Here is a 20,733-nt window from a genome sequence, read left to right as displayed (position 1 = left end):
AGCGCAACATCCTTTGGGCTTCAGATGTCCCTAGCCGCGAACGAGCGAATCGCCAAACCTAAAGCAATGAGGCCGTATAAGCAAGCGTAAGTGATCATCAAATCATTGGGCACAGACATGCTGCCCAACAATCCTTGGGAGGCAAAGGATATCGGATTATCCGCGGAGTCAAACAGGCAGGTCATCATTTTGCGAAACACAGAGTCCAAGGGAAAGATCAAACTGGTCACAATGCCGGTATCAATCAACACCTGTTTTTTCAGTACCGCACCAAATTGCTCAATAAACCCGCCGATCATGCTGATAATGTACAACATGATCATGATGATGCCACTGTTCAACGTCGATATCCGCGCACTAAACGCCAGCGAAACGGCCGCTAAGATCAGAACTCGCAGAAGAAACAAGCCGGATGCCTGCATGAGTTGGCCAAATTCCAATTCAACGCGCAATTGGCCTCCAAACCATTGATTGATGATTAGGACGCCGGCAAACAAAAACGCGGCGAACAACAGAAGAATGCCACCCAATCCAATCAGTTTCCCCAACACAAACGAGTGGCGAGGAAGGGCACGGCACAAGACCGATTCAATTTGGCGGCTCTCTATTTCCCTGGATAGGCTGCCTACACTACTGAAAATCGCAAGCAAGGATGTGATAAACGCGGCAAAATACAACCCAATGCCCAAAAATTGCGTCGCGAAAAAATTGTTGGCTAACACATTCTGGACGGCCCCCATTCCGGGAGACACCATTTCTTTCCCCGCATAATGCGTTCCAATGCCATAAAAACAAAGAAATGCAAAAGACATCAAAAAGATCACGATAAAAATACGTTTATACAAGATTTCCTTCACCGATATTTTAGCGATTGTCCACATGTTCCGCGCCTTCTTTCTTGTTGATCCAATACATGAAAAGCTCTTCGAGGTTTTGTTGTTTCGGGGTGACTTGGTACACATCCATTTGCCGGGATGTCAAGGCCGCAACAAGTGCCGGGATCTGGGAGGCCTCAGACAGGGTCAACAACCACGCACTTTTGCCATCCCAACGGCCTAACCGCTTCCACCCGGTAACCAAGTCGGACAAGGAGGCCCACCACTCGTCCTCTACATCGGAGATCGTCACTTCCACCTGCGCTTGCACGGTACGAAGCTCCCGCCAATCCCCTTGGACGACTAACCGCCCTTTGTTGATGATGGCAACATGGTCGCACACATTCTCCACTTCGCTCAACAAGTGGCTATTTAGAAAGACTGTCTTCCCCTCTGCCCTGAGATCGCTGATCAACTCACGCACCTCTTTGCGGCCGATAGGATCGAGCGCCGAAGTCGGTTCGTCTAGAAACACAAGCGCCGGGTCCGAGATCAGGGCGCAGGCTAAGCCGATCCGCTGTTGCATGCCTTTGGAATAGCCACGAATCTTCTCCTCCCCACGTTGATGAAGACCCACCCGCTCCAACAAGTGATAGATTCTTGCTTTTTGTTCGGTGCGCGGCACCTTGCACAAGTCGGCGTGGAACTTCAGCAGCTGCATTCCCGTCATCCAATCCGGATAACGAAACAGCTCCGGCAAATATCCGACTTGCTGCCGGGATGCGACAGATGAAATGGGATGTCCCAATACCGAAGCCGTTCCGCTGGTCGGCCGGATCAACCCCAATAAGGTGCGCACAAATGTACTTTTCCCCGCTCCGTTCGGCCCCAGAAACCCATACACCACCCCGCGAGGCACGTGAAGAGTGATCTCGCGGCAACCTTTGTCGCCAGCATATAACTTGGTCAAATCTTGGGTTTTAATCACATAATCGCTCATGAGCATTCTTCCTCCTGAAACAGCAAGCAGAGCCACCCCGTTTTCGGAGTCACTCTGCTAGCATGCGTTCATAAATTGTGCGTATCTGATGGGCTTCCATCCATAATCCAGGTACACCCTAGTTCATTTGTTGCGCAAGACGCACCAATTGTTCGGCGTCAACATCAGCTTGATAACTGGTTAAGACGCGGAGTTTCCCGTCTTTTTCCCAGAACACGGAGCTCCCCATTTGATCCGATTGTACCATACCCTTGGCACCATTGATTTTCACTTCTTTGATTTTTCCTCCTCTATCAAAGACGGGAACAGGTAGCGTGCTATCAAAATCATTAATATCAATCAACTGTTTTTTGATGTTTTCAGGAAGGAAGGGGAGCGAAAGCAACGCTTGGCGCAACTCCGCAAGATCGACGCCTTTGTCCGCTCTCAGATTCACCGGGTTGATCTCCGTAAATTCGATATGTGCACCACGCTCATCTTTGATCAGCATCTGCACTTGCTTCGGCACATCCAGTGCAAATACTTTTCCGTTCAGCTTCGCGTCGATGCTGACACCTGTTTGCAATTGGCGCAACATCTTATTCACTTCATCGGTGTTCAGTTTGAAATTCACCGTGACAGGCTGTTGCACGTTTACCTCAATTACTGTGTGGTCTTGAGGCAGGCTTGGCAAGGCATGGCCCGCTTTCATCGCTTGCTCGGCCGTTTGATAAGTTTGGTTTCGATCTTGTTTTGCATCACCCGCATCCGTCCACACTTTCCCTAACCCTTTCAAGTCCAGCGTGCCGGCCTTCCGTTCATCAAGCCAGCTTGCCATTTGGCTTAAATCGCTTTCCGTCAACTTGACGAACTCCACTTGTTTCACGCGAAAAATAGATAAGAATTCACTGGCGGCCGCTTGCACTTGTGGAATGCTGAAGCTCCCCACGATGATACCTGCTGCGGCAATACCGGAAATCCACCGTTTTGTCCCTTGTTTCATGTTTTTCCATCCCCATTTCATTTTTTTGTGTGTATGTGTTGTGTGCGGCGACGGCTTCTTCGTCCCTGATTCTTGCAGATGGCGGTTGAACCGTTCCCAAGCTTGATCAGTTTGAATGGTCAGCGGTTGGGATGGAAGCGCAAAGCTTCCATCCAGGCGAAGCCGCACCCAATCATCCAACGTTTTCATTTCCTTCAGCAATGTTTGACACTGCCGACAATGCTCCAGGTGGACGGCGATCTCTTTCCGCTCTTTGCGTGAGACCTCTCCATCCAGATAAGCTTGCAATCGCCCTTGATCCAAGCATTTCATCCCCCATCCCCCCTCACTTGTTGAAACAACTTGCGAAATCTGCTCTTCGCCCGAGACAAAAGGGTTCCCACATACCCTTTTTTTATTTGCATCACCTGTGCCAACTCTTCATAACTAAAGCCGGCGTACTTCATCAGCAAAAGGGTTCGCTCCCGATCATCCATCTGAAGCAGCGCGCGGCGTACCATCACCACATCTTCCCGACTCAGCCATTCGCTTTCTGTTGAAGGCAACGAATCCAGCAAATAAAGTGATTCCTTTTTCACCCGAGCCAGATGCCTTTTTTCTGAGCGCAAATGATTATACGTGGCGTGGATCGTCGCTTTGGCCAACCAAGCAGGGATATTCTCAATCACGGTACGGTCGGTATGATAAAATTGGACAAACACCTCTTGGGCGATATCCTCAGCGATCGATGGCGACGGCAGGATTCGCATCACTTGCCGCACCACAAAGGGATAATAAGTCCGAAACAATTCTTCAAATTCGTCATGCTCATCCATGACTTGATCCGTTTCTGAAGGAGATGGCTTTCCCATAGTTGGAACCTCCTTTCTACCGTCTTCATTTTATAGAAACCACCAAGCGATTTTTTATGACACACTCAGCCAAATCATTTTTCCCAACCCCTCTTCAACCTATTGCACGCGTTCAATACAGCGTAACAAATAGCCTTCTTTAAAAACAGCAAAAAGACTTGAGCGCACTCACTCAAGCCACGGGGATCAATCCGTCTCCATTTGTCTCCACCCATATCTTAACCTAGGATCGCCCTTTGCTACGGACAGCATAAAAAATCCTCCTTGTCGCCAAGGAGGATAGTGAGGATATGGGTCATTATTTCAGGCCTTGCTCAATTTCCCGTACCATCTCAGCGACAGAGGCGAGCCCCCTCCGGAGAGATACCAATAGTTCGGATCGAGGTAGACGATGTGACCTTCTTTAAATGCGGTCGTCTTTTTCACCAATTCATACTCAATCACTTGCTTCGCGCCGGATTGTCCACCCACGACCGCGCTCCGGTCAATGACGAATAGATAGTCCGGATTTTTGTCCACGATATATTCAAAAGAAATGCTTTGTCCATGTGTTGAGGCCTTAATGTTGCTGTCCACCGGTTTCACTCCGAACACATCATGGATGAGCCCGAAACGGGAACCTGGGCCGTATGCACTAACTTTGCCTTCATTGGCCAACACGATCAAGGCCTGCTTGTCGCTGGCGGTAGCCTTTTTATTGAGATTCTTAATCGCGCTATCAATCTTAGCGAGCTCTTGTTTCACAATAGCTTCTTTGCCAAAAATCTTACCAAGGGTAATCATGTTCTCTTTGAATGAATCCATGTAGCGAGTGGAGTCCACTCCCAGATAAATCGTTGGCGCAATCTCGGAGAACTCCTTGTACGACTCCGCTTGCCTTGCGGAAATCACAATCAAATCAGGAGCAATTGCATTGATTTTTTCAAAATCGGGTTCCTTCAAGCCGCCCACATTTTCAACTTTGGCGTCTTTTGAGAGAAAAAAATCCCCTCTGAATATTATAAATCAATTTACTATATGCATTTTATCATTTATAATACAAGTGTCCAAACACTAGCTTTCAAATCTGCAGACGCGTCAATCCGTTCAAGTCAAAACACCGCAACCCAATCAACCAAATCATCTCAGCTTCTCACGCAGCCACAATCAACATAAGTCATCAACCTACTACTCCTAAAGGAACCAACATTTCTGCTGACGTTGAGAGAATCGTTGATACTCTCCAACGCCTTGTCCAAGACACTGCCAAAGCCGAAAAGGATATGCAAAAAGCCGATCACGATATGAAGTACACCAAATGGAATTGGATGATCGCCGTCTTTACCGTATTGATCGCGTTTATCTCGGCCATCAACCTCAACATCTACTACCATGGCACCTAGCCCAAGGTCTTTGGACAGAGAAACAACTGAATCACCAACAGCATCAAGCTGTGATTCTGTTGAAATGCGCACGTTCCTTCAGTGAGTATGAAGATGTAGCAAATCGTTTCGGCAATCGTTTCTTGTTTTTTTTCAGCAAACAAACATAACAAAAAACAAAAAAAGTGCCTGCGGTGGAACATTCGATAAAAAGAATGGACTGCTTGCAGGCCAAACTTATGCCTTCTTCCCGAAACCCAGCTCAATTTCGCGCCATTCCTTAGGAACCGCGCTCCTTACTCATTAATTTAAACATTTTTCCTTTCAATCAGGCATTCCATTAACCCTAATGGTTGCCGGTCTTCAGAAATACCCAAGCAAAGCTTATCACTAGAGCGTGTCCGATGAATAGGCCAACGGCTCCAAAACCATTTTCTCATTCGTTTCACTTGTGCATCGGCTCTCCTCGAGAAAAGGTTTTTCCGCCGCTCCTACCCTACCAACTTGATTCACCAGACACGCCCTAGTACTACATATGGAAAAAGTGGTAAAACCGTATGGCATTCTCCAAAAATCCTTTGGCCGATCCAGTGTTGGTCACCACCCCTTACAAAAAGGGACAAACCCTCAGCAGAGGCGAGGTTCGCGCTTTGTTCGCCCATTAAGGTACACGCCAAAAAACGATTGACCCATCCCCGCTTTTTAAAGATTTATCGCGATCTGCTTTCCAGCTACGGGGATCTCATCTTCAAAACGGATCATATCGGCTTTTATGGCTTCTCCTTGGAAGCGTTCGCCGAGTCAGGCTGGGAAGTGTTAGAACAGACGGATGATCTTCTTCACAGCGAGTGGCACGATCCCGATGTGACGTCAGAGTGGGAAGAGATCTCCATTGACACGGGTTGTAACATCTTTTACGCCCGGGTTGTTCCTCCGCGATAAAAATCCATCCCACCCCGCTATCGTCCCCAAGAAAAAACCACCCTTCTCCCAATGGGAAAAGGATGGTTTCAGTTGAACAATCCTGCTCAACTTACCACGCAACCCGGATGATCAACCCTTTTGGATCGCCAACTTCCAGATACGCAGCTTGATTGTTCACATCGTCATAGGGGAATCCGTAAGCCAATCGATCGATGCTGTGATTATGCCAAAAAGCCGCGTAATGGTTAGCGGGAGCGGGATTTGTGGGGTTCTGCGGCCCGTTCCACTGGTCATCGTATCCATTGCGGTTCAGATTGGCGCAAGTCCGAGGATCGGCGGCTGCACCTATGCAGCGGAAAATGTCCTGTGTCGGTATAGAAGTGACACTGGCAAAGTAATTGCTATGTTCGCGGCCAGGAGCAAAAGGTCCGTAAATGGGGGCAACAATGCGGTAAGGAGCTTGCAACGTGGCTAACGATTTAAATTCAGAAGGCACTTCATTCACATATTTGCTAAATAAGCCCGCACGGGTCTCCGACTCAAGTTCACCGACTATTCTGTCATAATTTCCTGCTTTATTCACCAATCTGTGTTGAATGGGGAATCCAAATCCGTCCACACGAGTGGTATTGCCATGATAACCAGCATTATCCACTGTAAACTCTACAAAATCCAAGAACACATCTAAGTTGGGATCAGTGGGGTTGTTGAAGTCCGGTCCAGCAAAGCCGTTGTCATAAGTTTTGATGTAACACGGCGATCCTACGCAAAGAAACATTCTACCAGAAGTGATTTTCGGCAGGCTGACCCACTCTGCATCACTCACTCTGTGATAAATGTTGGCATAGTTCACGCCATTTTTCGTCAAATGTCCAGGGGCATCGTTCAACGCAGTGGAGATCGGATGCAGGTTGCCATACAAGTCCAAATAGCTCCAGCGGCCTGTGGTTGGATCAATGCCAATGACACCCCAATAAATTTGATCGTCCCTATAAGCACCATTGGTTCCATTCATCACTTTCACCGTCATGACGCCATTGCCAGTCGGAGCAGGAATGGAAGACGCCGGAATCGATCCGACTGAAGGGGATGCAGCTGACGCAGTGGAAGTGATGGACAAACTCATTCCTAGCACAGCGAGACCCAAACAGAGCGAGCGGAATCTCTTTTTGAACATCCACTTAACCTCCTTGTGATTCTCCTTGAAGAAATGCTTCATGACCATGAACAAACGCATGTAATGCAAATGGTCACGGATCAGTAAAAAAATAATATGATATTTCGAATAGTTAGTCAATAATTTCTTTTTAAATATAAATAAAAAAGTAATCGTTTTACAATTTTTGCCGACCATCGTCTGCATTTTTTTGTCATTCTCGCCAATTATGCCAAAGCGCCATTTTAATTTTTAATGATGCACAAAACGGAAGCATCATCCTCATGCATGATGCCGGAGGCGACCGTACAAGCACTGTACAATCCTTGCGTCCCCTCATTTCCCAGCTCAAAAGCCAAGGATATGAACTTGTCACCGTAAACCAATTACTGGGCAAACCGGCTTACAAATAAAAAAGAGTTTTCTCATAACGCACTAAGGGGTGCACTAGGGCACCTTCATTGAAAACAAAACCCACCTCTTTCGCATAAGCGACAACGAGGTGGGTTTTGGCGTTTATCCGGTCAAGGTTGTAACTTTTGGATCAATTCAATCAGATCGTTCAATCCGCTGATCATGGCAGAAATGGTGACCGCGACAGCAGCGATGTGTCCATAGTTGATCTGGAATTCACCTAATTTTTTATTAAGCTTGACCAATTGGTCCTTATCGATTTTTCCATGCTTCAACTGCTGTTCGACCTGTTCGGACAAATGGTGAAGTTCTTTGATCGCTCCCCTTGCCTTGGGCCGAAGGGCTACGGACGATGGATGCTCAACCATGCGAGCCCGTTTAAACATCATAACCGGACGATTTTGGAAAAACACGCGTGCCTGAACCGGTTCATCGGCTTGGCTATCCTCATTCAGAGTGTGAAAAACTAATTGATCTACCACATCTACCGACTCGTTTTGTTCATGCATTCTTTTATCTTTTTTTAACGCGCATTCAATTGATCTATTATCTTCCTCTTTTATGTATGCTGAGATTTGCTCCAGTTCCACACGAAACTGCGCCAGCCGCTCACTCCAAGCCAATCCCTGATCAAGATCAATGGTAATGCTACTCATGTTGCACACCCCGTTCATCTATCTATATATAGTAAACAGCCCGTTTACATTATATCAGAAGAATATTCTTATTCGGATAGTTTTACAGCCTGCCCCATTCCTAAACAGATGAATCGGTGGCAATATCGGGTCAATTTCTACACCTTGCAACTTTTACTTTAATTTGCCCAATTCCTCCAACCAATCCTCTACCAGTTCGGCAACGAACACTTCCTGAAACAATTTATGTCCCTTTTGCTCCATCACGTTAGTTAATGAAGCATCCCAAGGTATCTCCATTCTTTGCAAACGATCTATTTCCTCTCGCGAAAAAGCCGGGCCTTTCCCAGACCAGACATTATATGTTTTAGCATCCATCCGCCAAGGAGCAAAAGCCGTCGCAAATCGTTTAGCCATTGCTTGTGCCATCTGAAGACCCGCCACATCAAAATCCCCTGAATAATGGAGCCGAACCTCAGAGTTTGCCTTTTCCAACAAAAGCTCAATCAATTGTAGTGTGGCCACACTGGGTTGTCCATTGGTGCAAAGCAAGATGGGACATGCCTTCTCCTGCCAACCATGAGCTACCTTCTTCAGCTTGCGAAATTGTTGCGTAACATCCAGTAGTGTAGAGAACACGGACGGATTTTCAACAACATATAAACTAGCAAATATGTTCAGCTCAGGTTGTTGATTGACTTGACGCAGAGTCCATACTGTTGGTTGAATATCAAACCGGAGGTCGGGGATACAAAACAACACTTGTGATGACAGATCATCATCCCCGATCCCAGCTTTCCGGTATCCTTCTCTAATCATGAATGGATCAAGCGCTAAATCTTGATCATCTCCCCATACCACCCTTTCGTCATGTGAATCACGCCACATCTCTCTTATTCCATACCACAAAAGTCGCCCAGCTGGCTCCTTCCAGTCAAATGCATGTGAATCTCCTGTAATTTTAGCTGCTAACACAGGCAAACGTACCGTGTCCAATTGAACTTCACCATCATATGAGCTGTAAAAAGCATCACCCGAACGCAAGTGGATTAAAGCATTCACCACTTGAAGAACTATTCTCTTGGCTTCTTTTGGATGAGACCGATATACTCTCCGAATGGTGTGATAACCAGGCGTTTCCCCAGTGTATAAACGATTAAGCCATTGCTTAAGTTCGTCTACATTCTCCACTTCACTACTAATGCTACGGAACATGTCTTTCCACTTATCTTCTTGTTGCAACAAAGACTCTGACCGTGTGAGGAGCGGTTTCCCCATCAGGGTCAGATACAACTCAGGGATTGTAGAAGGAAAAGGAGAATTTTGCAACTCTTCTTCAAAACGTGTCAACAAAACCTCTACTTTTTCTCCACTTTGCTTGAACAAACCAAAAAATCCGTTAATCGCCTCGCATTCTTCATCAGATAGCCTATCCAACACAACTTTGCCGCCGACACGTCCCAAAGAGGTATATTTTTTCCAAATCTCTTGTAGTAAGCGTGTAAAGCCCGGTTGCATAAAATATTGTTTGGTTCTTTCTTTCTTTTCAAAAGAGCTCATCGACCATTCTCCTGTTGCTAATCATTAATCAAACGGGATCGGACTCTTCCACATACGTCCGCTGATGACCATTCCAGTGATATCGTATTAGGGTAATAACATTCGCATCTTTAGGGCGATAAATTTCATAGATTGCCAGATTAGGTACAACATCATAGCATCCCCACAACACCTGTGACGTCATCATATAGTCAAATCCCATCTCTGTTAATAATTGAAACATATCACGCATATTCTCTTCGTCTACCCCCGCAAAGGCTTCATCAAGTGAAATGATTTTGGGTGCCTCTTCCTTCGCATCCATGTAACGCGAAGAAATCGCCGCAAACAAAGGAATATACATAGCCATCGCTTTTTCGCCGCCGCTTAGTACATTAAACTTGGAGTCAGTCAACTCGCGATACCCCACTTGATCTCCTTTACGATGGTACAATACAAATTGGAACCAGTTTCGATAGTCTAACACCTCATAAATATATTTACGCAGTGACTCACGTTCTGTTTGCGCTTCTTGTTTGGCATATCCGATATAGGAGCGAAAATGTGAGACGATCTGTTCAGTTTCCTCCTCAAGCAAGCGGTGGGCATCGCGCTTTAACAGGTGTACCAACCGTTCAGTATTTAGTTGACTCTCATTCTGTGGCAGTTTAGGAACCCACTCTAACTTTAGTTGCAATCCACTTGATGTATTTCGCTCTGCCATTAGCCGGTTCATCTTAGCTACCCACCTTTCCGCACGCTGAATGCGTTGACGGATGGCTTTACCCACACTTCGCAAAATAATTTCTTCATATAACTCGCGATCTTTTTCACTCAATAAACTCCGTTGCTCTGCTTCCCAAAGATTCAATTCTTCCAACAACACACCAGGGGGTTGTGGGTTTGAACGATCTCTCATCGAAAAAATAAGTAAGCGGTCTGAGTCCTTTTCCTCAATCAAGGTTAAAGCATAGTCCGCCAAATCATGACGTACCGCATTAAATCCTTCCAACAATGAGTTGGCCACTGACTCCCGTGTCCGATTGCCGAGTGTACTCCCATACGACCGTTCCACCTCTTTGCACAGTCGTACAATCTCTTCGATTTTTGCGTTTTGTTTGTACACTTTCTGCCAATCTTGTACCAAGTTTCTTTGCATCTCATGATTCCATTGACACAACGTTTGTTCTAATTCTCCACTTCGCCGTTCCAATTCAATCTGTTGCAGCCGAAGCCGCTCAGATAACTTCGTTGCTTGCTCATACGCTCTTCTTTCTTCCTCCTGAAACCCTTTACTCTCTTTTCTCAAACGCTCCTTTTCCTCTTTTAATTGCTCTATTTGGGTAATGACATCACTAATCCCCAGTTCCTCCATCAAACTACGCAAGCGTTTGGTTTGCGCTTTAAGGCTCCGAACACGCTCTTCCTGCTCTTCCAACACTTCTTCATCTTGCTCCAGATCTTCTTGTGCTACCTGCACTGCTTCCTTCCAACGAATTTGGTCTTGCTCCGCATCTTGATAGCGGCGCCAAGCAGCGTGTAGCAAAGAGAGCAAACCCTCATAGTCGCGGCAGCGCTGAACAGCTTGGTGCAATTCCTCTTCCTGTTTAAGCCGTGACCAACCAGATGTTTGTTCTACTAATTCCTGCTGCAAACGCCGCCAATCTCCTCGCACTTTTTTGAAACGAGCTTGTGCTTCTTCCTCCTGTGACAAAGCAGCTCGCAGATGATAAATCGTTTGATTCAATTCTTCCCATGCTTTCTGTATTAACCGATCAGCCGGAAAGCGATTCAACTCCTCACTCAGTTCAGCTTCTTCCCTACGACAAACTGCCAATTGATCATCCAACATAACAAGCTCTTTATCGTAGTTAGCAATTTTGGTCGCCAGCTGCTGAATCTGCAACTCTCTTGTTCGGCGTCTAGTTTCTTTGCCAATGTACTCAGCCCGTTCTTTTGGTGCTCCCTTCCCAAGCAAAGGTCCGATTCGAAACGAACCTGACGACCCAAAGACAGACTCCTTTATAGCAGTATCCTTTGGGAGCTGATCGGTTTCCTCCCACAAGAACGTGCGAAGAACTACGTCGATCGTCTCTGCATCTAGGCCACTCATGGCTGATGGTGTGGGCTTAAGTATATCTGCCAAAGTATAACCCAATTCTACTGGTGCCGGCACGATCCATACTTCTTCTTCATCCTCAGTCACTTGACCAACCTGACCATCTGGCGCAATCCAAGCATCCAATAACCCAGCTTTCTCCAATGCATCTTCTACACGCGCTTTCATCTCATCATCAAGTCCCGGTACAAACTCGCACACTTCATATAACGGGGCCCCCGATCCGCTTGGCCGGGAAGAGCGAGCCTTTTTTCGGGCTTCTGACCGCGCAGGCTCCGGCTCACGACTTGACTCCCAAGTTGCTTTCTCTTGGATTAACTTCTCACGCTCTGTTTCCATTTGTTTTCGTTTTTGCACAAGATCCAAGCGACGTTCGACCAGTTCTTGTTGCTGAAGAGTAAAGATGTTAACAACATGCTGTTTCACCGTAGAAAACTCTCTCTGCTCCCTATCTAACTCGTCCAATGCTTCAAGCATTTGGTGTAATGTCTCATCTGGCACACGTAACAACCGGACACTTTGCTTCCATTGAACCAATTGTTCGCGTAGGGCTTCTCTTTCTGTTTCGACGCGCTGTTCACATTGGAGGCGGTGATGCTCAATCTGGTCTCGCTTTTTGCGGGCCTCGCTTAACTGCTGTTCCGCGTCCAGAACCCGCTGGCTCCATTCGCGCTCTTTTTGGGCAATTTTCCACACTCTCTCAAGCCTGTTTCGATGATTCACCACATCCCGGAGCCATGTCTTCAGCCAACGATCATCTTCCGGAATAGCCCTGTGCCACATTCGATGATATAAATCATGCTCAATCAATTCTGTTTCCCTGGCTATCTCTTCAAGTCTTTCCAATTGCTCATGCTGTTCATTTTGGCTGTGCTCCATCTGCTGTATGGCTCGATCAAGGCTTTGTTGCGCTTTCAGAATACGCTTTTGCAGATGTGAAATGCGGTTGGCTGTTCGCTTCCTATTCTCATCCGCTTCCTTTAAACTAGATTGGATGGTAGCTAACTCTTGTTGTTTTCCAATCGCTTCACTTTTATAGATAACTTCCAGCTCTGCATCAATTTCTTGCAATCGATGCCCCATTTCCTTTCGTTGTTGCTCTTTAGATGCTTGCTCTTCTACTGCTTGTTCGAGTTTTTCGTTTAATTCAGAGACATTCTTCTGCATCTCTTGAACAGCGTGGTAACAGCGAAGCAAGCGGCGGGAATGCTCCATAAGCAAAAACCGATTATACTTGTCATACACCGTTTGAAGCTTCTGCATCTCTTGACGATGGCGGGAAATTTCGTCCAAATGATCTGCAATTTGATCCATATCTTCCAGTACCTCTGACAAGGGACGCAGTTCATCTTCCATTAAAGGAGGCAACGCTTGAGTAAGTATTTCGTAGATGGAAGAAGGCTTAAAATCCTTGGAAAGCTTCGGACTGCGAAGCTGAATCATCAGTTGAAGCAGGTCTTGATAGGCTTCAGCGTCACGAAAGCCGAATAAAGATTTATTCACCAAATCTCGATAAGCTGCTTGTTCCTGCACCACTTTCCCACCAGAACCAATATTCTCTTCCAATTTGCGTCGATCAAGTACTTGTTTAACTTGTTGCGCCAACCACAAAGACCTATCATACAGCCAAAAATCCTTATTTACCCGTCGCCCATCATCGAGCAAAAATCCCCAAAAATGGATGCGCGATGTACCGCGGCGAGCTTTTATACCAATGCCAATTGTCTTATAAAGCCTCTTCTCAGGATGCACAAACTCCATCCAAATATATCCTGTTCGTTCTACTGTATCGCTATCAGCATCCCCCAACAGATAATACTCAATCTTGCGATCCCTAGACCCAAACGGATCCAATCGATTCGGACGCTTATCCCCATCCAGCACAAGCGGCAAAAAACTTTGCATCGTCACAGATTTCCCAGAGCCATTGGCTCCCCGCAGAATTAAACGTCCCTCTTCTAATTGAAATTCTTGATCTTCGTAATGCCAAAAATTAAACAAACCAGCCCGATTCATCTGCCAACGGCGTACTGTCAATTTCTAATCACGTCCCTTTCACTCGACAAATTGACTTATCTGGTATGAGGCCTCCCACCGGCCCAAAACAGGATAGATCAGAAAAAGTTGTTCATCTTCCCATTCGCCTAAGCTCCAATCACACAAATGGGAAATTACCTTATCCGCCAACACTTGCGAAGAAGCTTCTCTAAGCTCCTTACTCCAATAATCTTTATGTTTCTCCCTTATTTGAAGCAAAAGTGATTCCAGTTCATTGCGAGTGACACAAATGGTTCCATCAGCCTCGACAGAGAACGCCCCTTCTCCGGCATGGAGTTGCTGCCTAATCTCTCCCGCTACCAGCAAAACCAAATCAGATATAGCTTGTGGAGTGGGAAACAATTGCGCTTCTCCTGTCAAATCAGGGTGAAAAAATAACAACCCTTCGCGGTAACGATGGCCTTCAAATCCTAACATGTTATTCATCTGTTCAATCAGTGAACTTCGCTGGGTTGTGACATAGTACTTATCTTCCTCGCTCCATTGCCGATCAAGGACAACTGGTTCCATTAAAAAGCGTCGATATACTCGATGACGGCGGCGCAAGGATGCTCCATCCGGCGTGTCCGGATAATGAATGGGGTCACTCAATTCTTCCATGCATTGATAAGAAGACAAATCTTGCGGAAAGCGGCGCAAAACATACCGAGCGTGCGGCGAACACTCATAAAGCACATTGCCCGCTTCGGCATCCCTGACCCAGCTGTCTTCATCTCCGTCTACGACATGCAACACTCCCAAGGAATTCAACTTTTTCAAAGCACGAACCATCGATTGGCGATGACTGTATACTGTCCAGTTAACAGTCATCTCCTGGCTCATCATATGCTCTTTGATTTGCTCAACCATTTCTTGCAAAGTGAATTGATCCATTTCAGTTCTTCCTTCAAGAAACCACAGCCCATAAGTGAAAAAAACATAATCCATCGGATCTCGGAATTCAGCGAACCCCATCCATGGGTGGGCAATTACAGGCACTTTGTCCAATTTGACAAGTGTTCTGGTGCTAATCAATGAAAGGCCCGCTTGTTCCATGAACCAATCTTTGAGCTGCTCAAATCGCTCTTTTACCTGATAATACATTTCTGGATCTTGCTCTTTGGCGATCCACGGTCGATTAAGTAATGCATGGACACATTCCCTCAATCGCTCTTCTAGCACGGCAGCGTTTGTCATCTTTGCCGAACGACGCTTTCTCCATGCGTTTCCCATCCTGTTTCTCCTCTTTTCTCACTCATTTTCCGCAGTTACGGCCGCTTCCTTGAAAGCAAAGAGGCTGGACTCCATCACAAACCTAAGTTCGTAATTCGGCAAAGTCAAAACTCCATCTTCACAGCGAAGCACCGCCTCTTGTTTGGGTGAAGGGAATTTCAAACTAACAATCATCCCTTCCGGGGTGCGAAAAGACTTAGAGGAAGTAGCCATGCATCTTCCAATCCACTGTAACAAACGCAAACGGTTTTTGGCTGTCATCATCCCCAGCCCGTCTATGCGCACTCGCCCTAGTCTCAACATCTCTTCTAACAAAGCTCGCTCTTCCTGTTGCTGTGCGAGAATCTCCTGTTTCAGCATTTGGCGCCGCTCGCGCTGATCCCGAACATACTCTCTTTTGTGGCCACTAATACGTTTGCGGCTTCGGGAGCGGATCGATCGGGTGGTCGGTATTTCTTCCCACATTGACATGTCAGATCGATCAGATTCGCGCCGATCCTCTCCTTGCAAGTGCCGTGTCGCAAACAACCCATATGTATAGGCAGCCAAGCGATGTGCTTCATCCATATCATCGATGCTGTAAAACCACTTTGCCAAGTAATCTAATTCTTGACGACGACTTAACCCCTGCCGCTTTCGCTCTTGGATTCTGCGCGCACAATGCACAATTCGCGCAATAGCCTCCTTGGTAGCTTGATCCAACAACATTGATTCGCTTGGTTCATCCCCTGCTCCGACAAACCAGCGGTGAAGATTCTCCCACCCTCGTTCATATTCCTCTATCAATTCCTCTTTGGAAGGCATCTCTTCTATGCGCGGTTTATTAATTGCGTCTTCGGCTACACATGCTAAAAACCGCTTTCTCATCTGTCTGGAAATATGCAATAGCGAATCTTCGATTTTGTAAGACCGGTGTTGCAACGCCTGCATGAAATTCTGCAAGTAATCCCTCAGTCGCTCTTTGAAAACAAGGAACTCCTCCGTCATCATCATTGTTTCAGCATGGACGGTTTGCAAACTAGCAATATAGTCAGCCGAATTTTCGTGCAACCTCACAAAAGACTGATAAAGCCTCTCCCACAGCTCTAACGCTTCACCTGGCTCAAACATATCTACTTTGTTTCTTACTTCAAAAAGATCTTCTGCAATAGTGTCAAACAATGTCGGCTCCAGCGATCCACCGTATCCAGTAACACTTTCCAACGTCTCCAGCAATCGTTCAATTTCAATGGAGTATGGAGTTAGGGAATATTGATACTTTTTACGCATGTACTCTTCAATTGTAGTTGCACGTCCCCCGTCATGTCTAACTGTGAGGTTTTTCCACTCTACCAATTTATCCAAATCAGCATGGCACTGTTCCAAGGTATACCCTTGCAAAACACCCAATAAGCGGACGCCTTCATACACTTCTGCTGGTTTCATCCAATAGCGCAATCGCTGGTATTCTTGATAGAAAAAACGCATAATCGCACGATATCGAGCAACATTTTCGGCATTGACATAACTTAGTTCAGGGACCTTCCGCAACGATTGCATTATGAGCCGATGATTCATGGAACCCCCCTTCAAATCTTTAAACCAAAAAGGAGATTAACACATTCATTCAAGCTTTTTATTAATATACGATTCTATATAAAACTTCCTTAACCTCCATAATTTAAATTATATAAATAATCATAATATCATTCTCGAAAGCTGACAACTAACTGCACTTGTTCATCGTCGTTCAGAGGGAAAGGTTTTTTTACCGATTCTCCACTTCAACTCATACGCCAGAATCTCTGGTCACAGATCATTTATCCAGGCCGGAGATTCAACACACTTGAACAAATGATTTTATAACACGCGACGAATTGTCATCTCCAAATTGGGTCACAATTTATTATATACGATGTTTCGAACGCAAATGGGGAGCGACAATGAGATCCATATTTAGAGGAAGAAAAAAACGAAAAAGCGAGCCAACTACCAAAGTGGGGGACACTACCACGCGCGTGTCTTCTTCTTTGCAGGAAAATATCGATAACATAAATGAAAAACTTTGCCGTTCGCAGGATTTGGTTTTCCGTTCCATCGAGTTCAATGGCAAAAAAGGCGTACTTGTGTTCATTGAACCCTTAACGGATCAAAATCAGGTGCTAAAAGCGATCATTCAGCCCCTGTTAAAAGTCCGGGAAGGCAAGCTGGAAGAAGTGATCATCGCGAACTATCTGCGGCAGACTGAGAGCTTTGATGAAATCATTGAACATTTGGTGCGCGGAGACAGCATCTTATTGTTTAGCCGATCCGAACAAGCCTTCATCGTCGGAACGGAAGCCACTGAAAAAAGAAACCTGACTGAACCCGACAACGAAGCCGTGGTTCGCGGACCGCACGACGGATTGGTGGAAAACATCAAGGTGAATTTGTACAATATCCGCCACCGAATCCAAAACCCAAATCTCACGGTGAAATTTTTCCACGTAGGAGCGGAGACCAGATCAAAACTGGCCATGCTCTATATACGCAATCTGGCCCACCCTGATTTGGTTAAAGAGGTCGAAAAGAGGATCAACGCGATTCGGACTGACACCATCATGTCACCCGGTTTTGTGACGGAATTTATGGAGGACTGCCCGGCGTCCCCCTTCCCTCAGGCATTGTATACGGAAAGGCCCGACCGAGTCGTCTCCAATCTGATGGAAGGGCGCATTGTCATGTTGGGAGAAGGAGATCCCACAGCGGTCGTAGTTCCCGTAACATTATTCGCCTTTTACCAAACACCGGACGATTATCACAGCCGGTGGATGATCGGATCATTTGTCCGATTTGTAAGGCTGATGAGTTTTTTGATCGCTTTTTTGCTTCCTTCCTTGTATATCGCCATTGTGGAGTTTCATCCCGAAGTTCTCCCTATCTCATTGATTTATAGCCTAAAAAGCTCGATTGATACAATTCCGTTTCCCGCCATCATCGAAGCTTTATTGATGGAGTTGACCATTGAATTGATTCGGGAAGCGGGAATCCGGCTCCCCAGCCGCGTCGGGCAAACGATTGGTATTGTCGGCGGTCTAGTAATTGGGGACGCGGTTGTCCGAGCGGGCTTAGTTTCCAATACCATGTTAATTGTTGTCGCAATCACGGCGATCTCTTCGTTCGTGGTGCCATCCCACGAATTGAGCACGGCCATCCGGGTGATGCGGTTTCCGCTAATGGTTGCTGCATTCTCCTTCGGCTTTTTCGGCATTGTGGTGGGGCTGATCATTATTTTCATGCACCTGGTTAAGCTTGAGTCTTTTGGCACGCCGTACTTAGCACCCTTTGCACCGCTTCGCGTCAAAGACCTGAAGGATACCTTTATCCGGCTACCTATTTGGAAACTGAACCAACGCCCGCATGATCCCCATCCCCAACGCATGAAGCAAGAGGAGCCATCGAGAGGATGGAAAAAAGATGAAGATAGCTGATAACACCATTACACAAGGCCAATTTATGTTTTTGATTTTGCAAACCCAGATTGGGGTAGGTGTGTTATCCCTGCCCCATCAAGTTCAATCTTCAGCAAAAGGTGCTGGCTGGATTTCTGTTTTAATCGCCGGGTTGGCCAGCCAACTGATCATTTTGTTCCTCTGGGCATTAAATAAGCGCTTTCCTTCCTCAACAATCTACGAATTCCTAACGCAACTGTTTGGAAAGTTCACAGGCACCATTCTGGGATTGGCATATGTATCGTACGCCATCTTCACCTCTGCTGATATCCTCGTCTTGTTCAGCGACATTGTCAGCCGTTGGATATTGCCTGCAACCCCGAGATGGGTAGTCATATTGATCGTAATCGTCACGTGCATGTACATGGCTGTGGAAAACCTGCGCAACATCGCCCGCTTTTTGGTGGCAACCAGTATTTTGATCCCCGTGTTCTTGGCATTGGCCATTTATTCAATGATGGTAAACATGAATGTGGATTACATCTTCCCGCTGACAGAAGCAGGGTGGCTCGATATTATCAAAGGCTCGCAAAAAGCGCTTTTTTCCATGGTGGGATTTGAGCTAATCCTATTGGCTTATCCATTAGTCGAGGGGAATAGTGGCGGGAAACTGAAAGCCATTTCCTTGGCTAACTTGTTGGTCACTCTCTTGTACAGCTTCTTGACGTTCACCTGCTTAGTCATCTTCAGTCCCAGGGAGATTGAAGTGATTCCTGAACCTCTTTTGTACATGTTAAAGAGCTTCACTTTCAATGTCATTGAGCGCATTGATTTGATCTTTTTGTCCATCTGGAGCGTGAGCGTATTCACCACGTTCATCTCTTACATTTTTATGGGCATGATGGGCCTGGGACAATATTTTCACAAAGGGAATCATAAAAAAGCGGCGTGGTGGGCGGGGATTATTTGTTTCGTACTTGCCGTGTGGGCCGGGCAACCTGAGAAGATTCGGTTGTACGACAAAATCTTCTCGATTGGAAGTTTCATCATGATTATGGTGGTGCCACTTTTGCTACTGGGATGGTCTTATCTGTTCAAAGTGAAAGGGGAGACAAGTACATGAAGCAAATCATGTTGTTTCTGGCCGGCGTCAGTCTCCTGCTTTTGCCCGGATGTTGGGATCAATCCTCTTTGCGGGACGCCCGTTTAATCTATGGGATGGCGTTTGACCAGGCGCCGCAAGGAAAAGTGAAAACAACCATCGTAATCCGTAACATGCCCGCTGGAGATCGCAAAAATCCTTCCAATGAAGTTCACAGCGTGATTGGAAACACGGCACGCCAGACGCGAGATCTGCTGGACAGCAATATCTCTGAAAAACTTGAAACTTATAAGGTGAGGGCGTTATTGTTTGGAAAAGAGGTCGCCAAAAAAGGGATTTATCCCCACTTGGATGTGTTTTACCGTGATCCCCGCGCCTCCCTCAACTCCCGGATAGCCGTTGTTGACGGAGAAGCTAGCCAAGTATTCTACTTGCGTCGCGTGGGTGATACCTTGATTGCCGAGCATGTGGACGAAGTGTTGGAAAGCGAAGAAGACGCCGGCGTCCTACCCGAAACCAATGTGCAAAGCATTTGTTCCCTGCTTCTGGAACCGGGGCAAGACTTCTTGATCCCGCTGTTGAGAAAAACAGAGAGTGAGGAAGTGGCCGCAGTGGGAACGGCGCTATTCCACGGGCAGAAATGGACAGGCGAGTTTAACCGGAAAGAATCGGTTTTGTATTTGATGCTGACCAATGAAATAGAAAAGAAGGCGCAACTGACGATAAAAATCCACCCCCAACACGGGGAAAACCCCACCAGTTACATCACGATCGACATGCTCAAGCCCCGACTGAAGAGAGAAGTGAAAATCTCCTCTAGCGGAGGGGTCGATGTCATTTTTTCTGGCACAGTCTATGCGAAAGTGGTCGAATTTCCGGAAAACAATTTAACTGATTCGGACCGTCTGGAACAGATTAACCATGAATTGTCCCGCGCATTGACCCTTGAAGTCAAGAACATGTTGGACAAAATGCAGCAGGCAAATTGTGATGCCTTGAGCATCGGGCGTCATCTCGCTGCATTTCATCCCGAATTCTGGAAGAAACAAGATTGGGAAAAAGATTATGCCAAGGTTCGTTTCCATCCTCAAATAAAAGTCAAAATCCTGGAAACAGGGATCATTTTTTAGCTGCTTAAATCAGGCGGCTGTTTTT

The 20,733-nt window shown here is 46.3% G+C and carries 14 protein-coding genes and 1 pseudogene; 4 read left to right on the top strand and 11 right to left on the bottom strand.

Going from position 1 to position 20,733, the window contains the following annotated elements; all coding sequences use genetic code 11:
* Nucleotides 1-20 precede the first annotated feature (20 nt).
* From QQZ12_RS01395 to QQZ12_RS01375, 5 genes and pseudogenes are all read right to left on the bottom strand, one after another.
* Nucleotides 21-881 carry an ABC transporter permease subunit gene (locus QQZ12_RS01395; RefSeq protein WP_102991674.1) on the bottom strand — a complete coding sequence of 287 codons (861 nt, stop codon included), beginning with the start codon at nt 879-881 and terminating at the stop codon, nt 21-23.
* Entirely contained in the window at nt 865-1,815 is a 951-nt protein-coding gene (locus QQZ12_RS01390; RefSeq protein ID WP_102991673.1) for an ABC transporter ATP-binding protein, read from the bottom strand. The genes QQZ12_RS01395 and QQZ12_RS01390 overlap by 17 nt, the downstream gene beginning before the upstream one ends.
* 118 nt (nt 1,816-1,933) lie before the next feature.
* Complete coding sequence (locus QQZ12_RS01385) at nt 1,934-3,109, bottom strand: anti-sigma factor family protein (RefSeq protein WP_102991672.1); 1,176 nt, start codon at nt 3,107-3,109, stop codon at nt 1,934-1,936.
* Nucleotides 3,106-3,648 carry an RNA polymerase sigma factor SigX gene (locus QQZ12_RS01380; protein ID WP_223248034.1) on the bottom strand — a complete coding sequence of 181 codons (543 nt, stop codon included), beginning with the start codon at nt 3,646-3,648 and terminating at the stop codon, nt 3,106-3,108. The genes QQZ12_RS01385 and QQZ12_RS01380 overlap by 4 nt, the downstream gene beginning before the upstream one ends.
* Before the next feature lie 298 nt (nt 3,649-3,946).
* Nucleotides 3,947-4,620 (bottom strand): annotated as a pseudogene (locus tag QQZ12_RS01375) (siderophore ABC transporter substrate-binding protein); the annotation flags it as partial.
* A gap of 893 nt (nt 4,621-5,513) precedes the next feature.
* Between QQZ12_RS01375 and QQZ12_RS01370 the strand changes: the two are divergent.
* A complete protein-coding gene (locus QQZ12_RS01370; RefSeq protein WP_223248033.1) occupies nt 5,514-5,951 on the top strand; it encodes a class I SAM-dependent methyltransferase in 438 nt (145 codons plus the stop codon).
* Between the two features lie 91 nt (nt 5,952-6,042).
* On the opposite strand, the gene QQZ12_RS01365 is transcribed toward QQZ12_RS01370, so the two are convergent.
* The 6 genes from QQZ12_RS01365 to QQZ12_RS01340 form a co-directional block, all read right to left on the bottom strand.
* Nucleotides 6,043-7,110: a glycoside hydrolase family 64 protein gene (locus tag QQZ12_RS01365; protein ID WP_223248032.1), complete on the bottom strand. Its 1,068-nt coding sequence runs from the start codon at nt 7,108-7,110 to the stop codon at nt 6,043-6,045.
* 503 nt (nt 7,111-7,613) lie between these two features.
* Nucleotides 7,614-8,159: a hypothetical protein gene (locus tag QQZ12_RS01360; RefSeq protein ID WP_284723856.1), complete on the bottom strand. Its 546-nt coding sequence runs from the start codon at nt 8,157-8,159 to the stop codon at nt 7,614-7,616.
* 153 nt (nt 8,160-8,312) lie between these two features.
* Nucleotides 8,313-9,698, bottom strand: a complete 1,386-nt coding sequence (locus QQZ12_RS01355) for a TIGR02679 domain-containing protein (RefSeq protein WP_284723855.1) — start codon at nt 9,696-9,698, stop codon at nt 8,313-8,315.
* A gap of 28 nt (nt 9,699-9,726) precedes the next feature.
* A complete protein-coding gene (locus QQZ12_RS01350) occupies nt 9,727-13,833 on the bottom strand; it encodes a TIGR02680 family protein (RefSeq protein WP_284723854.1) in 4,107 nt (1,368 codons plus the stop codon).
* 18 nt (nt 13,834-13,851) lie between these two features.
* Nucleotides 13,852-15,066 carry a TIGR02678 family protein gene (locus tag QQZ12_RS01345; RefSeq protein WP_189318972.1) on the bottom strand — a complete coding sequence of 405 codons (1,215 nt, stop codon included), beginning with the start codon at nt 15,064-15,066 and terminating at the stop codon, nt 13,852-13,854.
* An 18-nt stretch (nt 15,067-15,084) separates the two neighbouring features.
* Entirely contained in the window at nt 15,085-16,623 is a 1,539-nt protein-coding gene (locus QQZ12_RS01340; protein ID WP_102991665.1) for a TIGR02677 family protein, read from the bottom strand.
* A 365-nt stretch (nt 16,624-16,988) separates the two neighbouring features.
* Between QQZ12_RS01340 and QQZ12_RS01335 the strand changes: the two genes are divergently transcribed.
* From QQZ12_RS01335 to QQZ12_RS01325, 3 genes are read left to right on the top strand one after another with little or no spacing between them, the layout of a single operon-like run.
* On the top strand, nt 16,989-18,515 hold the full coding sequence (locus QQZ12_RS01335) for a spore germination protein (protein WP_102991664.1): 1,527 nt from the start codon (nt 16,989-16,991) through the stop codon (nt 18,513-18,515).
* The gene (locus tag QQZ12_RS01330) at nt 18,502-19,599 is read left to right on the top strand and encodes a GerAB/ArcD/ProY family transporter (RefSeq protein ID WP_102991663.1); all 1,098 of its coding nucleotides are present in this window, start codon (nt 18,502-18,504) and stop codon (nt 19,597-19,599) included. Before QQZ12_RS01335 ends, QQZ12_RS01330 begins: the two co-directional genes overlap by 14 nt.
* On the top strand, nt 19,596-20,708 hold the full coding sequence (locus QQZ12_RS01325; RefSeq protein ID WP_189318971.1) for a Ger(x)C family spore germination protein: 1,113 nt from the start codon (nt 19,596-19,598) through the stop codon (nt 20,706-20,708). The genes QQZ12_RS01330 and QQZ12_RS01325 overlap by 4 nt, the downstream gene beginning before the upstream one ends.
* Nucleotides 20,709-20,733 lie beyond the last annotated feature (25 nt).

This window comes from Laceyella tengchongensis, from assembly GCF_900182735.1.
Lineage (GTDB): Bacteria > Bacillota > Bacilli > Thermoactinomycetales > Thermoactinomycetaceae > Laceyella > Laceyella tengchongensis.
Note: the sequence above shows the minus strand (reverse complement) of the source record. Positions and strands in the feature narration are given on the sequence as shown.